Origin of the sequence: Roseibium sp. Sym1, from assembly GCF_027359675.1 — a bacterium.
Lineage (GTDB): Bacteria > Pseudomonadota > Alphaproteobacteria > Rhizobiales > Stappiaceae > Roseibium.
In genome coordinates, this window is the sequence record NZ_CP114786.1 from 6,261,591 (window position 1) to 6,279,780 (window position 18,190).

18 protein-coding genes are annotated in these 18,190 nt (G+C 60.9%); 5 read left to right on the forward strand and 13 right to left on the reverse strand.

Annotation, left to right across the window (positions count from 1 at the left end; translation table 11 throughout):
• Positions 1–122: 122 nt before the first annotated feature.
• Positions 123–581, reverse strand: a complete 459-nt coding sequence (locus O6760_RS28795; protein ID WP_269583091.1) for a hypothetical protein — start codon at positions 579–581, stop codon at positions 123–125.
• 2 nt (positions 582–583) lie between these two features.
• A complete protein-coding gene (locus O6760_RS28800) occupies positions 584–883 on the reverse strand; it encodes a hypothetical protein (protein WP_269583092.1) in 300 nt (99 codons plus the stop codon).
• A 169-nt stretch (positions 884–1,052) separates the two neighbouring features.
• On the opposite strand from O6760_RS28800, the gene O6760_RS28805 reads away from it, so the two are divergent.
• Positions 1,053–1,190, forward strand: coding sequence for a hypothetical protein (locus O6760_RS28805; RefSeq protein WP_269583093.1), 138 nt, complete (start codon positions 1,053–1,055; stop codon positions 1,188–1,190).
• A gap of 251 nt (positions 1,191–1,441) precedes the next feature.
• On the opposite strand, the gene O6760_RS28810 is transcribed toward O6760_RS28805, so the two are convergent.
• From O6760_RS28810 to O6760_RS28845, 8 genes are all read right to left on the reverse strand, one after another.
• Positions 1,442–2,737 carry a hypothetical protein gene (locus tag O6760_RS28810; protein WP_269583094.1) on the reverse strand — a complete coding sequence of 432 codons (1,296 nt, stop codon included), beginning with the start codon at positions 2,735–2,737 and terminating at the stop codon, positions 1,442–1,444.
• Between the two features lie 113 nt (positions 2,738–2,850).
• Positions 2,851–4,725: a flotillin family protein gene (locus tag O6760_RS28815; RefSeq protein WP_269583095.1), complete on the reverse strand. Its 1,875-nt coding sequence runs from the start codon at positions 4,723–4,725 to the stop codon at positions 2,851–2,853.
• 68 nt (positions 4,726–4,793) lie between these two features.
• Complete coding sequence (locus O6760_RS28820) at positions 4,794–5,519, reverse strand: YqiJ family protein (protein WP_269583096.1); 726 nt, start codon at positions 5,517–5,519, stop codon at positions 4,794–4,796.
• A gap of 2 nt (positions 5,520–5,521) precedes the next feature.
• Positions 5,522–6,205 carry a PspA/IM30 family protein gene (locus O6760_RS28825; RefSeq protein ID WP_269583097.1) on the reverse strand — a complete coding sequence of 228 codons (684 nt, stop codon included), beginning with the start codon at positions 6,203–6,205 and terminating at the stop codon, positions 5,522–5,524.
• Positions 6,206–6,288: 83 nt separating this feature from the next.
• Positions 6,289–6,795, reverse strand: a complete 507-nt coding sequence (locus tag O6760_RS28830; protein ID WP_269583098.1) for a hypothetical protein — start codon at positions 6,793–6,795, stop codon at positions 6,289–6,291.
• Positions 6,796–7,124: 329 nt separating this feature from the next.
• A complete protein-coding gene (locus O6760_RS28835) occupies positions 7,125–7,973 on the reverse strand; it encodes a helix-turn-helix domain-containing protein (protein WP_269583099.1) in 849 nt (282 codons plus the stop codon).
• A gap of 71 nt (positions 7,974–8,044) precedes the next feature.
• Positions 8,045–9,928, reverse strand: a complete 1,884-nt coding sequence (locus O6760_RS28840) for an ABC transporter ATP-binding protein (RefSeq protein WP_269583100.1) — start codon at positions 9,926–9,928, stop codon at positions 8,045–8,047.
• Positions 9,929–9,960: 32 nt separating this feature from the next.
• Positions 9,961–10,587 (reverse strand): helix-turn-helix transcriptional regulator, encoded by a 627-nt coding sequence (locus O6760_RS28845; protein WP_269583101.1) that lies wholly within the window; start codon positions 10,585–10,587, stop codon positions 9,961–9,963.
• A gap of 509 nt (positions 10,588–11,096) precedes the next feature.
• Here O6760_RS28845 and O6760_RS28850 point away from each other — a divergent pair.
• Both O6760_RS28850 and O6760_RS28855 read left to right on the forward strand, forming a co-directional pair.
• Entirely contained in the window at positions 11,097–13,103 is a 2,007-nt protein-coding gene (locus tag O6760_RS28850) for a putative bifunctional diguanylate cyclase/phosphodiesterase (RefSeq protein ID WP_269583102.1), read from the forward strand.
• Between the two features lie 113 nt (positions 13,104–13,216).
• On the forward strand, positions 13,217–13,528 hold the full coding sequence (locus O6760_RS28855) for a DUF2293 domain-containing protein (protein WP_269583103.1): 312 nt from the start codon (positions 13,217–13,219) through the stop codon (positions 13,526–13,528).
• A gap of 56 nt (positions 13,529–13,584) precedes the next feature.
• Here the strand turns inward: O6760_RS28855 and O6760_RS28860 are convergent, their stop codons facing one another.
• Positions 13,585–13,977, reverse strand: coding sequence for a RidA family protein (locus tag O6760_RS28860; protein ID WP_269583104.1), 393 nt, complete (start codon positions 13,975–13,977; stop codon positions 13,585–13,587).
• A 43-nt stretch (positions 13,978–14,020) separates the two neighbouring features.
• On the reverse strand, positions 14,021–14,635 hold the full coding sequence (locus O6760_RS28865) for an MOSC domain-containing protein (RefSeq protein WP_269583105.1): 615 nt from the start codon (positions 14,633–14,635) through the stop codon (positions 14,021–14,023).
• 253 nt (positions 14,636–14,888) lie between these two features.
• Here O6760_RS28865 and O6760_RS28870 point away from each other — a divergent pair, with 253 nt between their 5' ends.
• Positions 14,889–15,578 (forward strand): type IV pili methyl-accepting chemotaxis transducer N-terminal domain-containing protein, encoded by a 690-nt coding sequence (locus tag O6760_RS28870; protein WP_269583106.1) that lies wholly within the window; start codon positions 14,889–14,891, stop codon positions 15,576–15,578.
• Between the two features lie 2 nt (positions 15,579–15,580).
• On the opposite strand, the gene O6760_RS28875 is transcribed toward O6760_RS28870, so the two are convergent.
• Complete coding sequence (locus O6760_RS28875; RefSeq protein ID WP_269583107.1) at positions 15,581–17,671, reverse strand: FUSC family protein; 2,091 nt, start codon at positions 17,669–17,671, stop codon at positions 15,581–15,583.
• Positions 17,672–17,859: 188 nt separating this feature from the next.
• Between O6760_RS28875 and O6760_RS28880 the strand changes: the two genes are divergently transcribed.
• Complete coding sequence (locus O6760_RS28880) at positions 17,860–18,171, forward strand: DUF2834 domain-containing protein (protein ID WP_269583108.1); 312 nt, start codon at positions 17,860–17,862, stop codon at positions 18,169–18,171.
• The last annotated feature ends 19 nt before the right edge of the window (positions 18,172–18,190 follow it).

Genomic DNA, 18,190 nt, shown 5'->3' on the forward strand with positions numbered 1-18,190 from the left:
TCTGATGGCACAGACTGCTCCCGCTTTTACCAATAGAAAAAGTGGGAGCAGTCAATCCCGTGTCAGCATGGCAATCTCCGTCGGCCCCGTTTTTTCCGGTTCATCCTCATCCAGCGTTCCGATTACACCTTGTGGCAGAAACTTATATCCTGGGACCGAGGCCGGCCCGCCTTGATGTCACTGAGCTGCGGTGAATCGGAGGTGTCTCGTCTGAGGCTTTTTGCAAATTGCTGCTCATCCACCTCATAAACCTGACCATTGGCAAGCCTAAAAACACCAAAGCGATCAGCCCCAATGCGAACCGTGGTCACACTCGGAACACACCAGTAACGTTCACCATTTCCCGATACGTACCAGCCAACACCACCCCTTGGGTTTTCCCGTGAGGCCCCCAGTTTGCCGGTTTTATACCCCTTGGCTTTCAAGTCGCTGTAAGTGACTTCACCCGAACCTTCATTCGTTTGGCATGCTGAAACCAGGAAAGTCGCCAGAAGAGCGGAACTGATGAAAAAAAAGCGGCGCAATGTCTGACCCTTTCGGTCGATCGTTGTGAACGGATTTCGTTTTTTCAGTTTCGACACAATCAGTCCTCGCAAAGCTTGCCGGTTGCGGCAAGACATCCTCTCTGACGGGTATGCTCACGGTGAAACCAAAGCGTTGAGTCCTTGGTGCTCAGTTTTGTATAAATTCCGGCACAGGTTGCGTTCGCGGCAGTCCGTCCAGTGGCTGTGTTGTAATCGCCCTGTTGCTTGGCTTTCTCACAAAGGCTCTTGCTGCTGTTCGGGCTGCCGCTTTCGCTTGTCGGTGCTGCGGTCGACTGGCAACCCGCGAGCGCTGCGATCGATAAAAAAACGAGGATTTTAAAAGACATACCGGAGGTCAATTGGAAACTCCATTTTCCAAATAGCAGCGATGGATTGAGTGGATAACCGGCCCAGCGGATGCCGGGCCGTGCACTGTTCAGGGGCAGTCGATGACGGTTCCGTTCCGCTCTCAACCTTGTTGGCCGGATTGGCCGCGCTGGCGCCATTGTCAACAGGTGTCCGACTGGCATGGCGACACAGGATCCGCTGCGCCAGACGGCACTGGTCATGCCCGACAAGGCCCGAAGTATCTCCAATTTCCACACCTATACCATCAAGTCCCTGAAGGACTTTTCCGCAGTGCCGGGCCACGATCACCCAGAATGACTTCAAGCCCAAGCTTTTCTATCTGCACGGGGGTCTCAGGGAGACCCTGCCCGCAAGTGCCACTCTCAAGCGGCTCAAGAATGGCGCCCTTCTCGAAGAGGACCGTGACATTTAGGGTTTACTCCACCTAATGGGCCATGGCCGAGGCAGAGAGCTTCCAGGCGATGCAATCCGTTGCGGACACCAAGGAAGAGCAGCACGCCGTCGCTTGCATCATTGAAACATCCGGTCAGACGATGTTCGAGGCTGGTTCAACTGCCCACCGCAATGTTCTCAAACAGAACTGTCCGGCCATTGATGTTGAACTGCATGGACTTGTAGCCGGTAATGCCCGGCAGGGGATCAAAGAGATGGTAGCGAACCACCTGGGGCCTTCCTTTCTTGAGGTAGGCCCTGGTGTGGTAATGATGCCTTTCGTCCGTCGACAGGAGCGAGAACGAGGTAAACCGTCTTACAATGTTTTGCCTGGAGCGGGCGAAGGACTTGTCCTTGGAAATGACCACTTCCTTCGTTGAGAAACCCAGGTTGGTCAGCGTCAGATCACAAAAGATCTTCTTCTTTCGGGCAAAGCAATACCGCAGTTTCACAGAAACATCCCCCACTGTTTTTTTGTGATGGACAGCCTTGGCGTCGATCTCTTTGCTGCCGTCGGATGTCTTGGCAGATCGCCGACCGTTTGATCCCGTCCCGCTGATCTTGATATCCTCGAAAGCGAAGGTCGTGCTGTCGATGTTGAATTGAATCCTCTTGAACACGGCTGTGTCGGACGGGACACCATAAAACTGGAAGTTAACCGGCAACGGCATGTTTCTGCTGAAAAAGGCCGTTGACCTGAAACGCTGCCTGTCGCCGAGCACGCCGATCTGAAATGACGAAATGCGGTAGGTCGCGTGCTTGTAGTCGGTGGCAAATGAGTCTCTGTTGGAGATCAGGATCTTTCGGTTGTCATCGCTCAGCGTCGAAACAATCAGATCGCAATAGACGACCTGTTCTTCCCAGGAGCATTGTTTGACGTCCACGTCGGTATTGCCCGTCCTCGCCACACCGCCGTCCCTCTCCGGCTTCATCGTGTCTCCCGGAGAGCCCTTTTTGACCTTCACCGACTTCACACGAGCCGCCTGGGTGTCCGAGGGTTTGCCGGCGACCTCCTCCCCGCGGGGCTTGGGCCGATCGATCATCGTGCCGTCCGGCCGGACAACGAGCGTATCCACCGCTTTCGGCTTCACCGCGGACAATTCTTGAAATGGCTCCTGTTCCGGGACTTGGCTTACCCCGGCTTCAGCGTCCGGCGTCTCCTGTGCATCAGGCGGCGCCCAATTTTCGGTATAGGCCGGCCCTTGCGGAAGGGACCGTTCCAGGCGGCTTTCAAGCGCGGCGATGCGCTCCGTCAGCACCGTTGTCTTTTCGCCGAGTTCGTTCACCTGTTGATAGAAGAAGTAAAACAGGAGGCCGAACAGGACAAACACCAGCAGAACAATAAGGATCGCGATTTCCGTCAGACCCCTGTCGCTGGTTCTCCCACCGCTCCAGTTGTTGTCATAGCTCATACTTGTTTTCACTGTTCAGGAAGGAAAGCGGCACAAAACAACGGCTCAGACACCGATCGCACTCGAGCCCAACCGGCCCGTCGCGGACCGGCTGGGCGTCTACGCCTTTTCCGTCAAGCCGGGAGAGAACCTTCGTCAGGATTCGCCTTGGAAGGCTTGGCGGCAACCTTGGTACCTTCTGTCTTCGGCGCCGAAGTCTCGGCGGGCACTGACGCATTTGCTTCCGTGGCTGCCGGTGCACTCTCGTCACTATCGCCCGGCGCCGCGTCCAGACCTGCCGTCAGGCCGGACAGACCGGACCCGTCGAGGCCGACCTCCTTCATCATGGCGTCGAGCAGAGGCGCCTGGGAACGGTACTTCAGGGCGGAGGACACCATCTGGTCGGCAAGGTTGCCGCCGCCGGCGCCGTTGCCGCCCGCACCGTTGGCCGTTCCCCCGGCACCGCCGGTCATGCCATCGACCTGAATGATCTTGATGCCGTCGATCTGCTCCAGAGGCCGGACGCTTTCCGCGATGATCTGCGGCAGCTGTTCCAGAAGCTTGATGCGCACCTGCATCGCGATCTGATCCGCGGACAACAGGTTGGCGGCCTCGTTGATGGCCCGCTGACCGGCTGCCTCGACCTCGTAGACGGCCCGTTGCGCTTCCGCGCGCAGCTTGTCGGCCTCTGCGGCGCCCTGCGCCTCGATGCGCGACTTGGCGGCTTCCGCTTCCGCGGCGATGCGGACGGCCTCGGCCTGGTCGACCGCCGCCTGTTTCTGGGCTTCGGCACCAACGGTGATGGCGACAGCATCCATTTCCGCGGCCTTGCGTGCCTCGATCAGCTCGATCTGCTTGTCACGTTCGGCAATTTCGGTCTCCCTTGCGGTCGCGACCTGCTCGGCCGCCCTGGCAGCAACGGCACGGGCCTCGTCCGCCTGGGCTTCCGCCTCGGACTTCTCGCGCGACTTGGCGGCAACCGCGATGTCGCGGTCCTGTTCGGCCAGCTCGATCAGCTTCTGCTTCTCCACATTGGCGGCCTCGACGCTGCGTTCCTTGCCGATCTCGCGCTCGCGCACCTGCTGGTCCATGGCGATCTGACGTTCGGTGACCGCCTGGTCCGATTCAATGCCGGCATGGCGGACCTTCTGGTGCGCGATGATCTTGGCCTCTTCGGCCTCGCGCTCACGTTCGGCCTGCTGCTTGGCAATCAGGGAGGCCTGTTCTGCCCGGCGGATCTCGACTTCGCGCTGCTGCTCGAGCTTGGCGAATTCCTCGTCACGCCGAATCTGCAGGCTTTCCTGTTCCGCTTCCAGGTTCTTCCGGCGGATCAGGACTTCCGTTTCCTGCTCGATGTCATTGCGCTTCTTGCGGCGCTCCTCGATGGCCTGGGTGAGCTTGGTCAGACCTTCGGCGTCAAAGGCGTTTTCCGGATTGAAATATTCCCGGTTGGTCTGGTCGAGCCCGGTCAACGAGACCGATTCCAGCTCCAGACCGTTTTTCAGGATGTCCTCGGACACCGCCGCCTGCACCTTCTGGACGAAGTTGACCCGCTGTTCGTGCAGCTCCTCCATGGCCATTTCAGCCGCGACGGCGCGCAGGGCATCGACGAACTTGCCTTCCACCAGCTCACGCAGGGCTTCCGGTTTCATGGTGCGCTGGCCAAGCGTCTGCGCGGCATTGGCGATCGACTCGATGGTCGGCTGCACGCGGACGTAGAATTCCGCAAGCACGTCGACACGCATGCGGTCCTTGGTGATCAGGGCCTGCTCGTTTGCGCGCCGCACCTCCAGGCGCAGCGTGTTCATGTTGACGGGAATAATGTCATGAAGCACCGGCAGGACCAGCGTTCCGCCATTCATGACGACGCGCTGACCGCCAAAGCCGGTCCTGACAAACGACACTTCCTTTGAAGACCGGCGATAGAGCCGTGAAATGATCAAACCAATGGCGAGAAGAGCAATGAAGCCCACGCCGACGAGAATGACTATGCCAACAATCTGTTCCATAACCATTTTCTCCTTTTAGTTTTATTGAAATTTCTTTGTCTGCGCAGACCTTAGCCGCCAGCGCAGGCCTAACTTGCGTGCGTGTTCCTGATTGCGGTGAAGCGGGCGCCTACCTGGCGCACGATGATGATTTCCGTGCCCTGCTCCAGTTCCTCGCCGTCGACATCCGGCTCCACCAGCAAATAGTGGTTCTGGCCGACCGCATCGCGCAGGCGGGCCTGGGCCGGCAGCCCCTGTCTGGCGTTGCCCTGGACCACCAGGGCCGGTTTGCCGACAAACGTCTGCCGTGACACGGCATCGCTCTCATCCCTGGGCATGATCTTCGAGAGCCCGAGCGCCGTCACCCGCGTGAACGGCAGCGCACCGGCAAAGGCGGCAGCCGATGCGACAACCCCCGGAAGCAGCCAGCCGCTGACCGACTGCACCAGGCTCTGAAGCACGTAGCCCGCCAGTCCGAAGCCGGTCAGGAAAAGCACCAGGATGATCAGCGCCGGCACCCGGCCGAAGCAAAGCCAGCCGAGTATCTGGCTGAAGAGGCCCTGGCCCGCCGCGGACGGATCCGCACTTGCGCCGACAGCTTCGATGTCGCCCGGCAATGCCCCGCCCGATACATCCGTATCGAAATCGGGAACGTCGACGTCCGGCACGTCCACTTCCGGCAGCAGACTGTCGATCATGCTCGACAGGCCCAGCCCCATGAGGGTCCCGACGCCTTCTGCAAGCGCGATCGCGATCATCAGACCAAGGGCTACCGCAAAGGGTGTGTTTTGCTCCGCTAGAATGAAACCGACCATGTTCAACCGTCTCTCGCAGAAGCCTTCAGGGCTGCCAGACGTTCTGAAACACGGTTCTTGCGGGCAAGCTCCTCGAGTTCGGCAAGCTTGGTCGCGCTGGCCTTGTCGGTGGCAACTCCGCCCGGAAGCCCGGAGGCGGTCTTCATGACCCGGTCAAAGGCTTCTTCCGCCTTGCGGGTCTTGCCTTCGGCACTGTCCTTGCGAGCGGCTGCTCCCGCCGCGGCACCGTCCGTAGCGCTTTGCCGCATGGCGGCGCGAAAATTGGACAGTTCCGTTTCCATCTCGCGCTTACGCGCCTGGAGCGCATCAATGTAACCTTCCAGTTCCTTTTCCTCGCGACCGGCATCGGACACCGCGGATTCCAGAACCGGGATCTGCACTTCCAGGTCAAGCTGGCGGGCAATTGCGGCTTCCGCCAGGTCGTCGCGCCCCTCTTTCACAGCCAGGGCAATCTGTTCCTGCAGTTCCTCGTGGCGTGTTGTCGTTTCGCCGAGACGCGTGTTTGCCAGATGCTTGTTGGCAAGCACGCCCGCCAGTTCCTCACGCACCTGGTCGACAGCGCGGTCGACCTCGCGGATGGCTTCTTCCATGACCGTGTCCGGCGCCACGTTCTCAATGGAATCGACAAGCTGGTTGACACCGCCGGACACGAGACGCTTCACGCGTGCAACAAGACCCTCTGCCATTTATTCAACCTTTCTGTTGCGTGGTTATCCCAGATTACCTTCTGTCCCGGCACAGCCCCGGGGACAACATTCCCAACTCCAAATCAGCCGCCATTCCCTCGCTGTTTGTCCAGCAGCCTTGCTATCTCCAGGATCGGCTCCAGGTGCCGGTCCATCAGGTCCGGATCGTAGGTCCGGCTCTGCGTCGTCAGCCCGAGATCGAAAATCTCCTCGATCAGCGAAAACAATTCGGCCGACAGGGTCTTCTCGAACCGCAACAGCTGTTCCGGCCCTCCTTCCGGCCCCGGGGCCGCTGCAATCAGCTCCGCAAACATCTCTGGCAAGCGCTCATACAGCTTGATGACGAAGTCCGAGCGATTGCCGGTTTCCCTTTGCAACTGCCTCAGGCCGCGCTCAGCGGGACGCACCATTGAGCGCAGCAGGTCCTCACAGGCGGCGACGTCCTGGACGCCTTCCTCCCGTTCACGCGCGGCCCGCAGGATCTCGCGCAACTTGTCGCTTGGCGTACGGGCACCCTGCACCTCGTAGCTTGCCAGAAACTCCACATCGTCATCACTCAGCCGAACACTGATCGGAATGCTCTTGGGCATAAACGCACCTGACCGTCAACGCTTGTATCGATACGTTTACATATGTATTCATTTGTCATTTTTTGTCAAGATTTTTCAATCAAAGAGCGTATCAAGCGAAAGAAAAGCCCGGACGAGTGTACTCGACCGAGCTGAATTTTCCTATTTTTCCGCCGTTTTCCGGATCTGTCAGACAGAGACAGATGTTCCGGGGCAAGCTTTGGCATCTGGCAGGGAACATGGATGCGGCAATGCCATCAGGCAGGCATTGTCCGGCGCGCGTCAGAGACACCACCCGCGGAAGATGTGGTCCGCCTGCGCACCAGTCGGACAAGTCGCGGATATGCCGGTCACTTCAGAGTTGCGGCCAGATCGCTGGCGAATTGTCCCGCCTCGTGCGAACGAATGATCGCATGCCGGACGAGGTCGTCGAAATGTTGGGCGAAAAGCTGCACGTGGCGCGTGTTGGAAAAGGCCAGGTAGCGTTGTCCAAGATAGAGCGCGGCCCATTTCTGTCCGAAGACGGTGAAGGGCGCGGAAAACCGGTCCGTTGCGCCGAACAGATGCAGCCGGAGCGAGGGATAGAGATCTTCCAGGGTCTGGCCCATGACCTCCAGCTGCTGCCGGCGCGCCTCCAGCGTCAATCCGGCCCAAAGCCCCTCGCCGCGCGCGAACCCCTCCAGTGCCTCCTTTGAAAGCGCGATTTCCATGTCGGATTCGGCACGGTGAAGCAGCGCCAGCTGGTCGCGCGTTCCGGTGATTGCCTGATCGGCGGTTCTCAGGGTTTCTCCGGCATATTCGAAGGCCAGCACGGCTTCCGTTTTGAGGACATCGGGCAGATTTGCCGGCACATGCCGGATCTTTGCCCCGACCGCGTCCCGGAACCACGCCAGCAGATGCTCGTCCACCGGATGCCGGTCGGTTTCGGCCACCTGGACCGCCTGGTCGAGAATTTCCGCGGCCGCTCCGCGATGGGTCGACAGGCCGAGCAGCCAGTCCGCCGAGACGCTGAGCGCCGTGGCGATGGCTGCAAGCGCCTGGCCGTTGGGCAGGCGGGGCGCGTCTTCAGACAGCAGTTGCGACACGGTCGACCGGTCCAGACCGGCCCCCCGGGCCAGATCGCTGCGGTTCATCTCGCGGCTGCGCAGCGCGTCCGACAGGCGCTCGCGGAACATGTCTGCACGGTCTCTCTTGTCCATGCGGGAGTATTGTCATCCGAATTTAGGAAAATCAACAGGCCGCCCGGATCCTGAATCCTGAAACGGACCGACTATTCCGCGGGACTGAGTGCCAGGAAGCCGCCGGACTGGCGCTCCCACAGCGCGGCATACAATCCACCCTTCGCAAGCAACTCCCGGTGAGACCCTTCCTCGATGATACGGCCCTCGTCCATGACCACCAGCCGGTCCATGGCGGCGATGGTCGAGAGGCGGTGGGCAACGGCCAGGGTCGTGCGGCCGTCCATCATGCGGGCGAGGTTCTGCTGGATAGCGAGTTCCGCCTCGCTGTCGAGCGCGGAGGTGGCTTCGTCCAGGATCAGGATCGGCGCATCTTTCAGAAGGACCCGGGCGATGGTGATGCGCTGGCGCTGGCCACCGGACAGTTTCACGCCCCGGTCGCCGACATGGGCGTCCAGTCCGGTGCGGCCCTTGCTGTCGGTCTGCTCCCCGATGAAGCCGAGCGCCTCGGCGGCCCGGGCAATCTCGCGGATCTCGTCGTCGGAGGCCTCAGGTTTGCCGTAGCGGATATTGTCCCGAATGGACCGGTTGAGCAGGGAAATATCCTGCGTGACGACACCGATGCAGCTGCGCAGCGATGCCTGGGTGACATCCCGGATGTCCTGACCGTCGATCATGATCGCGCCGTCAGAGACATCGCGCAGGCGCATCAGCAGCGAGATCACCGTTGACTTGCCCGCGCCGGACAGGCCGACAAGGCCCACACGTTCACCGGCCCCGATTGTCAGGGAAAAGTCTTCAAGGACGGGGTTTCTGTCCTTCTGATAGGCGAAGGCGACCCTGTCGAAGCGGATTTCTCCCTTGTCCACGGCCAGTTCCTTCGCACCGGGCCTGTCGGTGATGTCCGGCCGGCTGGTCATGATCGGCATGGCGTCGCGGATGGTGCCGAGCGTCGAGGTGATCGACTGGCCGACGCCGATGAAACTCGACGAGGCATGGGACAGCGACCGGGTCACGGTCAGCCCGGCGACAAAGTCGCCTATGGAGACCCAACCACCGGTCATGCCCCAGAAGCCGATGGAGACCACCGCCAGGATCAGCAGCACGTTCAGGAAATAGACGCTGCTGTCTGTCAGGATATAGGTGCGGTTCTCGCTGTGGCGGGTGTCGATCGTTTCGCCGATGACCTTTCGAATGGCGCCCGCCTCCGAATCCTCCGCGGCAAACAGCTTGACCATGGCGATGTTGGAATAGACATCGGTCATGGCACCGGTGGCGCGCGAATTGGCGGCTGCCACCCTCTGGGCACGCTGCAGATAGGACGGGATCGCCGCCCAGGCGATCAGGCAGTTGGCGGCGATCCAGAAGAAAACCGGGACAGCCAGCGGCCAGGCCAGCGCCAGCAGGAGCAGGAAGGAACCGCCGAACTGGATCACCAGGAAGGGAATGGTCTCGATCGCCAGCATCATCTGGCGATGGACCGACATGGTCACCTGGGCGATCCGGGTCGCGACCTGACCGGCGAACGTGTCCTCGAAAAATGCCATGTCCTGCGATTCGACCGCCTTGTGCGCCTGCCAGCGCATGGCCGCGGGCAAAAGGATGCGCACGGTCTGGAAGGCAAAGGACTGGCGCAGCAGAAACGCCAGCGGATCGATCAGGACAAAGACAACGAAGAACCCGGCGAGGACCCAGGCATTGCCATGCAGGAACGGGCCGGCTCCGTCGCCGGTAACACCGTCGACGACATAGGCGATCGCCCAGATCCCGGCGAGACCGAGGGCCGACGAAATCATGGCCAGCAGCGAGACGATCACCAGCTGCTTGCGAAACATCTTGGCGAAGTGCCAGACGAGATGCAGCGGCCCCTCGTCCGGCAACGGTGTCACCGGCAGGTCGAGCGGTCGGATATGGGTTTCGAAGGGGCGAAAATACCGCTCGATGAGACCGGCCAGAACCGGCTTTGCGATGAACACCCGGGAGCTCCCTGATTGATCTCGGCGCAGGCTCAGGCCCGCGGCTCGATCCTGTAGACACAACGCCGGCCGCCGGACAACTGGTGTTCCGTGCGCTCCACGGAGACCTCGGGACCGAGAACCTCCTTGAAAAGGTTCAGCTCGGAGCGGCAAAATCCCTGACAGGCAGTTGCGGCCGCGCAGATCGAACAATGGTTTTCGATCAGCAGGTAGGCGTCCCCTTCATCAACCACATCGGCCATATAGCCTTCCTGGTTGCGCAAGTCGGCCAGCACGTCCAGCTTGCCGGGCAGATCCTGGACCGCGCTCAGTGCCTTCTGATAGGACTTCCTGCTCTGTGCCTCCCGGTGGGCAATCAGTTTGTCCAGGCCCTCGTCCCCGAAGATCTCGCTCATGCCGTTGAGGAGCCCGAGGATCAGGTTGGAGTGATTGTCCGGAAACTGCTGGTGGCCGGCCGCAGTCAACGCCCAGACCCGCTTGGGACGGCCGACGGCTCCCTTCAAGTCCTCGAAATCAACCAGATTTTCCCGGTTCAGACCATCGAGATGCTGCCGCACAGCGACCGTGGTCACGTCCAGCCCGGCGGCCAGATCCGCCGCTGTTTGCGGTCCGGAAGACTTCAGTGCGTTCAGAAGACGGGTTCTCGTTCTATCTGCCATGAGCACATATATAACGCATTCGGCCGATAAAAAAATAGTCAGCTTTTCTTATTCCGGCGTTTCTCATTCACTTTCCGGTCTGGTCCGCACCAACCGGCCGGTCGCAGCTGTCGGCCCGCAATCCGCCTCGGGCTCCCGCTTGCGGACAGGCGGGCCTCGCCTCTCATGCCGTGACCGCGCGCGAGGCCACTGAAAGCGCGCCCGGACATATGAGATGCTCCCGCTGCGTAAATTTGCTAAGGTACATGGACTCGGTTCGAAGGATACAGACCTCCAACCAGTAATATTGAGTAATATCGCACCACGCCGGCGCATCTGCCTCGTTCAGATACGGAAATTTGTGAAACAATTCTGAAGATTTGCACCATGCCTCCGCTTCGGCAAAATGACGCAACTGCTCCAATTATGGAACTTCCTTGACCACAGAAACAGCATCCGTCAGCGAAAGTCGTTTCTAAAACAAATATTTACATTCTTTCCGGTATAAAAGAAAGACTGCGGAGGGCGTGATGGAAAAAATCCGGGCATTCATAAGATGGATGATGATCGATCCACGCCGACCGGATATTGCCCAGGCCCAGTACAATGAGCTGAAGACCCAGGTGCCTTCCCTCTATGCGCTGTTGATGGTCAATGCGATCGCGGTTTCCTACACCCATTTCCATCTGGCTCCGGTCTACCTCACCGTCGGCACGCTCGGTCCCATCCTGATCCTGACCTGCCTCAGGCTCGTGGCGTGGATACGTGCGCGCAAGACAGAACTCGGTCCGCAGGAAGCCATCCGGAAAATGCGCCAGACCGTGGTTCTCGGCAGTTTGATTGCAGCAATCTACATAACCTGGTCACTCAGTCTCGATGCCTATGGCGGTCCGGCCGAACGCGGACATGTCGCCCTGTTCATCGCGATCACCGTCATCGGCTGCATTTTCTGCCTGATGCACCTGCCGCAGGCCGCCCTGATGGTCATGCTCATCGTCACGGTGCCGTATCTCATCCACTACCTGGGGCAGGGAAACGATGTCTATGCGGCCATTGCCCTGAACATCTTCCTGGTCTGCCTTGTCATCCTGCAGGTGCTGTTCAACGGCTATAACGGCTTCTGCAAACTGATACAGTCACAATCGGAACTGGCGGCCAAGCAGAAGGAAACGGCACGGCTGAACGCGGAGAATGCACGCCTTGCGCAGACCGATGTCCTGACCGGCCTTCCCAACCGGCGCTATTTCTTCAACCGGCTGGAAACACTGATCGAGGAAATCGGTCAGGACGAAGACACGTTCGCCGTCGGTATTGTCGACCTGGACAGGTTCAAGCCGATAAACGATACCTATGGCCACCAGATAGGCGACCAGTTGCTGATGAAGGTCGGCCAGCGCCTCAAGTCGGTCGGGCTGGACAACACCGAAATCTGCCGGCTCGGCGGGGACGAATTCGGATTTTTCTATCGCGGCAACCAGGACGACGCCTCGAAGTTCGGCGAGATGATCTGCACCAGCATCAAGGCCCCCTTCAAGATAGGCGACCTGCACCTGTCGGTCGGAGCCTCGTGCGGCATTGCCTTTTATCCCGAGAGCGGCCGGACAGCCCATGCGCTGTTCGACCGGTCCGACTATGCGCTCTACCATTCGAAATCAACGTCTCGCGGCGGAACCACCGTCTATTCACAGGAACACGAGGCCAGGATCCGGTCCGAGCGGGCGATCGAGGGTGCCCTGCAAAACGCCGATCACGATCAGGAGTTCTGTGTCTATTTCCAGCCGGTCATCCAGCTTCCGGAACGGGTTGTCGTCGGTTTCGAGGCCCTGGCCAGGTGGGACAATCCGGCCCTGGGGCCGGTGGCCCCGGACAAGTTCATCCCGATCGCGGAACGCACCGGCCTGATCAACCGGTTGACCATCACCCTGTTCAGGAAGGCCATTGCGCAGATCAAGGCCCTGCCGCGGGACCTTTACCTGTCGTTCAACCTGTCAGCCCAGGACATCACCAACGCGGAGACCGTGGAGGCACTCCTCGAGATCATTCGCGACAATGGCATGGACTCGCGCCTGGTCACCTTCGAAATCACCGAAACCTCCGTTATCGACAGCTACGAAGCCGCGGAGAACTGCCTGCGGACACTGCGGGCCGCCGGTGTAAAACTGGCACTGGACGATTTCGGAACGGGCTATTCGAGCCTCGGCTACCTCCACCGCCTGCCCATCGATTGTGTCAAGATCGACAGAAGTTTCGTCGCCGCGCTCAGCGAGCCGGTCGCCAGTGGTGTCATCACGTCGATCCTCAACCTGTGCCGCTCCATGCAGATCAAGTGCGTGGTGGAAGGTGTCGAAGAGCGCGACCAGCTTGCGGTCCTGGAAACCATGCAATGCCGCCTGGTACAGGGCTATTTCTTCTGCGCCCCAATGCCTTTCGAAAAAGTCAGAACCGCGCTGCAGAGCGACACGTCGCTTGCCGGTTACCCGCTTGTCAGCTCGGACGCTCCCGGAAAGGCCCGGCTGTCAAACACCAAGCCCCTTTAGAGCGCCGCGCAGCGAAGGCACCCGCATGTCCGTCCTCCATGCTCCTTGAAAAGACCCGATTTTCGGGCGGCGCTGCCAATCGTTAATTGGTCACGACAGCCTAGGAAGGGTAAATGTCCGGCGGAACCAAACGGCAAAAGGACATGCGCAAGGCCTTGCGCACCCTGCTTCCCAGGGTGCCCATGCGCGACGCCGAGGCCATCCTCGCCCTTGCTCTTGCCGGTCACCTGCGCCACCTGCCGCCGTCCATTGCGTTATGGCAGGCGACCACGAGCCACGTCCGTCACGAGATGACCGACTACGACACCTTGCTGGAGGACGGCTATGATCGCGATGCCGCGCGCTATTTCGTGGTTGGAGACATGAACGCGGTGCTGAAGGACTGGGGCTGCAACAAGGAAGTCTCGGACGACGCAGGCCCCTGACCTGCCCGGAAGCCCCGGCCAGGTCCCAAGTCTTCGACTGTCTCCAGCCTCGAACCTCAGGGCCGGCGTGCGATCAGGTCGATTTCCACCAACGCATCCACGGCCAGTCCCGAGACACCGACGCACGTCCTGCCCGGCAGCCTGCCGGCTTCGAAGAAGGACCGGTACGTGTCGTTCATGGCCCGGTAGTCCCGCTTGAATTCGGTCAGGTAGACCCTGACAAAAGTCACGTTTTCCAGACCGAGCCCCACGCCGCCCAGCACCAGTTTGAGGTTGTCCATGACCCGGACGGTCTGCGCCTCGATCCCCTCCGGCAACGGTGCGTCCGGATCATCCGGTAAGGTCGGCATCTGGCCGGTGACGAACACCCAGCCGTCGGCTTCGACGGCATGGGAGAACGGCGCGACCGGCTGCGGCGCGGCGTCGATCATGTGGTGGATCGGCAGCATCTCTAACTCCTCTGGAAACGGGCAATGCCGCCAGAGTAGCCACTCAGACGTTTTCGTAAATCCACTGTTCCGGAATATGGGCCGTGACGGTCTCGCCGGGGGCAACCGTCCCCGGCTTTTCGACGTAGCCGACCAGCCCCCGCAGGCGTCTGGCCTTTTGCGGAAACAGGAGATCCAGTCCCTCGCGTCCCGGATTGTGTTCCGCAATCGCGGCCCCCGCGAAGCGGCAGGGCATGTTGTCACCGTCCACCCGGATAACCGCGCCCCCCTCGAAGACCAGCCTGGTACGCGCCGGCAGCAGGGAGAACCTCGGAATGCCGGCGACACTGATGTTGCCGCCGATCCATTCCGGCTTCAGCTCGGGAATATCCATGCGTTTGGCGACGAGGCCAAGTTCCTCGACCGACAGGAGCGACAGCTGCCGTTCGTTGCACATTTCCGTTCCGCGCGGGTACCACGGTTCCCGGCCTCCGGACCGCCGCGTGAACCCCGCGTGCCGGTCACCGGCGATCCCCTCAAAGCCAAGCTCGAGCGTCCCGGTCGCAGTGGTCTGAAAGTCGTCGGGGGCCGCGGTCTGAAAGACGCCTTCCACCCTGCCGGATATCTTGAACTTCCGCGTAACCCGGAGTTCGTCCGGTAAAAGCGCGAGCTGGTCCATTGCAGAAACTCCTGTCCTTGTCCTCACCCTTTTCTAGGCACAGGTGGCAATCGAAACCATCAAATCTCTCTTATGGGTGTCATCACAACCGTAAATCGGTCCGGACCGGCCGCGTCCAGGCTTTCGACTTTGGTTTCATGATCGCCAAAATTTGGGCAGCATGCTCAAGTTTTCCGCTTTTGCCCAAGCCGAAGCCACCGCATCCTTCAAGTTGAAGGAAATGATTCGTGCAAGTTTTCTCAAAGTTCCACAAATGACCGTCAGCGAAGACATCTATGGCAGACTGATCAACATTGCAGGACGGCAGCGTATGCTGTCCCAGAGGATCGGATTCCTGTTCCTGACACTTTCCGGGCAGGTGGAGAACGGCCACGCTATCCCCGAAAACTTATGGAAAATGCTTGAAAAGGCGCTGCAGGATTTCCGGCAGGGATACGACCTCCTGTTGCATGGCGACGAGGACGCGGGGCTGCCTCGGCTTGCCTCGGCGCGGATCCGGACCGTTCTTGAAGATGGCAACGGACACGGTGGCCGGGAAACAATCGAACGCTTCCTGAGCGAAGCGCAGCATTACATGCAGGCGCTTGCCGGCAACAGCATTCCCGACCGGGCGGCCTTTGAAGGTTTTTCCGGTTTCATACTGGAGGACCTCCTGCAGACGCTGCAGGCAATCGTCGTGGCGCTCGAGGAGGACTTTGCCGAGGAAATGCGGCGGCGGCGGCACCAGCGCGAGGAAGAAGCGCAACGTGTCATGGTCGCCTTGCAGGAAATCCAGAAGGCCTCGAAATTTTCCCGGATGATTGCCCTCAACGCCAAGATATCCGCCGACCGCGCGGGCCCCTACGGCAAGGAATTCGGCGCGCTGACGGAAGAACTGAAAAACATCTCGACCGCGATCACCGACAGTTCAGAAGACATTCTGAAGCACCTGGAGAGAATCTAGGGTCAGGACACTGTTGCCCCCTGCGGCTCGAACGCCTCCGACCAGAGCCTGTCTTCCCTCAGCCCATCGAGACAGCAGATGAACTTGCGGGCGTGGTAGAGCATCGCCACCCAGTCGGTCATGAGCTGCGCGTTTGCGCAGGAGAACCTGGAAACCACCTCCATCCAGTCTTCCGCCAACCCCGGAGATTTCTGCTGCGGCCGTCCCTGGCGCACGGCTTCGAGAGCGCCGCGCACCCGTTTGTCCAGGCGATCGACAAGCACCTCGACCCCGGCCACCGCGTCCGGGTTCGTTGCCGCTTCCGCCCGGACAGCCGTCCGCGCCTGGCGGTAGAGGACGACGTAATTCGCCAGCACGATGACCAGAATGTCCAGCTTGTTGCCGGCGCCGGAAAAAGACGACCAGGGTGCCTGCTCGGCGCGGTAGGCATCTGCGGTCGCGACCAGTTGTACGGCTGCCGCGCGCAAACGGGCAAACTCATGCAGGTCGTCGCTCTTGCCGTCCTGACCGTCCAGAACATCGGCGCAGGCGGTCAGATACCCGTTCATCAGCGAACGGATGCTCTCGCCGGAACGCTTCGGAAGCAGCAGCCAGGCAACGCCAAGACCGACACCGGCGCCGATGAGCGTGTCATAGAGGCGGGCCCAGAGTTGAACCAGCGGCAGGTCTTCCAGGGTCTGCAGGCCCATCACCACGAGAAAGCTGATGACGCCGGAAGCGATCGCGTAGTTCCGGTCCATGAAGACGATCACGGGCGGGATCGCGGCGACAACGAGCATCACGCGTATGTCCGGGAAAGCGCTCAGCAGCGGATCCACCGCCATGGCAACAAGAACGCCGACAGCCGTTCCGACGCTGCGCTGCACCGTCTTGTGCAGCGTCGTTCCGAGACTGTTGGTCAAGACGATAATCACAGTCAGTGTCACCCAATAGGCGTGGCTCAGGTCCAGGGCGACACCGATACCGGTTCCGACCGCGGCCGCGACCCCGGCCTGGAGAGCCAGCCGCCAGGCGAGCTGCCGCCACCAGGGTTTCTGTTCACCGGCGGATGCCCCCACTTGCGGCAGCGGTTCCAGATCCGCCTCCCCTGCAAGAAGCCACAATCGCCGGAAGGCCTGGGCAATTCTCAGAATCTGGAACCGGTCCCCGGCCGCGAGCTCCGTGTCAGGCTCTGCCCAGGCGGTTTCGGGCTCCGGCTGCTGCAAGCTCCCGCCGGCCTCGAGCCTTGATTGCAGCGCGCGAAGCGAGCCGCGATAAGCCGGGTTCTCCAGAAGCCGGGTCCTGCCGACTGCCGAAAGGTTGGTGGCGGCGTCGCGCACGACATCCAGCGCCAGTTCGATCATGGTGGCCGCTTCCGGTGAAAGCCCCTTCAGCGACGCATGCGGGCCGAGCAGCTGCGCGCAGGTGCTCAGTTCCCCGCGCAGGCCGGACAGCTCCTTCATCGCCTCCGACGCGGTTTGCCTGTCGGAGATTCCTCCCTGGTCCGTGCGCTCCAGATAGGCCGCCATCGCCTTGCGGTTGGCGGATTCGATCCTCCGGTAGGTTGCTTCCGTCGAGGGCCGCCACAGGACAATCCGGACGACGAATGCCGTCATGGACCCGGCAACGGCCATGGCCGGCAGCCAGAGCCCTGGAGATTCCGGCAGGCTGCCCATGATCACGAACAGCCAGCTGATCGACATCATGCGCCCGGCGCGTTGCCAGATGCCGCCAAGGCCGTCGAGGGAAAATCCCAGCGCGATGACGGCCACCCAAAGCCCCTGCAAAACGGACGGCGCCGACTGTCCCGCCAATGTTCCGGCCAGCGCACCGAAGCCGAAGAGTGTCGTCAGGATTGCCCCCAGGGACACGATCGACCGGATTTCCTGCTTGCGGGTCGCGACCGGCGTGAAGATCAGGCAATGGGCCCCGCTGGCAGCCACCAGGACCGCCAGCTTGAACCCGGAGACACCGGGAAACAGGTCGGCAATGAGATTGCCCAGCGTGGCGCCCGCCAGAACGGTCAGCATCAGATGCACACCGCGTACGAAGCGCAGCGCGCCGGGATCGTAGGCGGTCAGTCTTTTTCCGATTCTCGAGGCGTATTGAAGCATCGGTTGAACTTGAGTAGCTGCGGCTAAAGGTCTGATTTTTCGAATTTCCGACAGAACCGACCAGAGCACGAAAACGCTGCCGAGGCCAGAACCGCGGCCCGGCGGTGCCCCATTCCCTTCAAGGGAATTGAGGCGGGCCGAATGCGCGGCGCATCCTTCCCGCTGAACATTCAAGGAAGCAGGAAACCATGAGAACCGCCTATCTCGTTGCCGCGCTGGCCGGCACACTTGTCCCCTGGACCTTCTTCGCCGGCTTCATTGCCGCAAACGGCACCAACATCCCGCTGTTCGTCTCGCTGCTGTTCGCCAGCGGTCCGAGCGCTGGTTTCACGGCGGATCTGCTGATCTCCTGTGCCGTCTTCTGGATCTGGTCCTGGCACGATGCGCGGGACCACCGCGTCTCCGGCTGGTGGTTGACCATCCCCGCGATCTGGTTCGTCGGCCTGTCGCTCGGACTGCCGCTCTATCTGTGGCTCCGGGAAAAGGCGCGGGAGCAATAGGAAAAAACCACTCTCGTCC

Bases quoted from the DNA above. Each gene is read 5' to 3' on its own strand.
- O6760_RS28875 (WP_269583107.1), bottom strand. From the start codon at position 17,671: ATGCTTCAATACGCCTCGAGAATCGGAAAAAGACTGACCGCCTACGAT.
- O6760_RS28835 (WP_269583099.1), bottom strand. From the start codon at position 7,973: ATGGACAAGAGAGACCGTGCAGACATGTTCCGCGAGCGCCTGTCGGAC.
- O6760_RS28870 (WP_269583106.1), top strand. From the start codon at position 14,889: ATGACCGTCAGCGAAGACATCTATGGCAGACTGATCAACATTGCAGGA.
- O6760_RS28810 (WP_269583094.1), bottom strand. From the start codon at position 2,737: ATGAGCTATGACAACAACTGGAGCGGTGGGAGAACCAGCGACAGGGGT.
- O6760_RS28845 (WP_269583101.1), bottom strand. From the start codon at position 10,587: ATGGCAGATAGAACGAGAACCCGTCTTCTGAACGCACTGAAGTCTTCC.
- O6760_RS28855 (WP_269583103.1), top strand. From the start codon at position 13,217: ATGTCCGGCGGAACCAAACGGCAAAAGGACATGCGCAAGGCCTTGCGC.
- O6760_RS28850 (WP_269583102.1), top strand. From the start codon at position 11,097: ATGGAAAAAATCCGGGCATTCATAAGATGGATGATGATCGATCCACGC.
- O6760_RS28865 (WP_269583105.1), bottom strand. From the start codon at position 14,635: ATGGACCAGCTCGCGCTTTTACCGGACGAACTCCGGGTTACGCGGAAG.
- O6760_RS28815 (WP_269583095.1), bottom strand. From the start codon at position 4,725: ATGGAACAGATTGTTGGCATAGTCATTCTCGTCGGCGTGGGCTTCATT.
- O6760_RS28820 (WP_269583096.1), bottom strand. From the start codon at position 5,519: ATGGTCGGTTTCATTCTAGCGGAGCAAAACACACCCTTTGCGGTAGCC.
- O6760_RS28805 (WP_269583093.1), top strand. From the start codon at position 1,053: ATGGCGACACAGGATCCGCTGCGCCAGACGGCACTGGTCATGCCCGAC.
- O6760_RS28825 (WP_269583097.1), bottom strand. From the start codon at position 6,205: ATGGCAGAGGGTCTTGTTGCACGCGTGAAGCGTCTCGTGTCCGGCGGT.
- O6760_RS28880 (WP_269583108.1), top strand. From the start codon at position 17,860: ATGAGAACCGCCTATCTCGTTGCCGCGCTGGCCGGCACACTTGTCCCC.
- O6760_RS28830 (WP_269583098.1), bottom strand. From the start codon at position 6,795: ATGCCCAAGAGCATTCCGATCAGTGTTCGGCTGAGTGATGACGATGTG.
- O6760_RS28860 (WP_269583104.1), bottom strand. From the start codon at position 13,977: ATGCTGCCGATCCACCACATGATCGACGCCGCGCCGCAGCCGGTCGCG.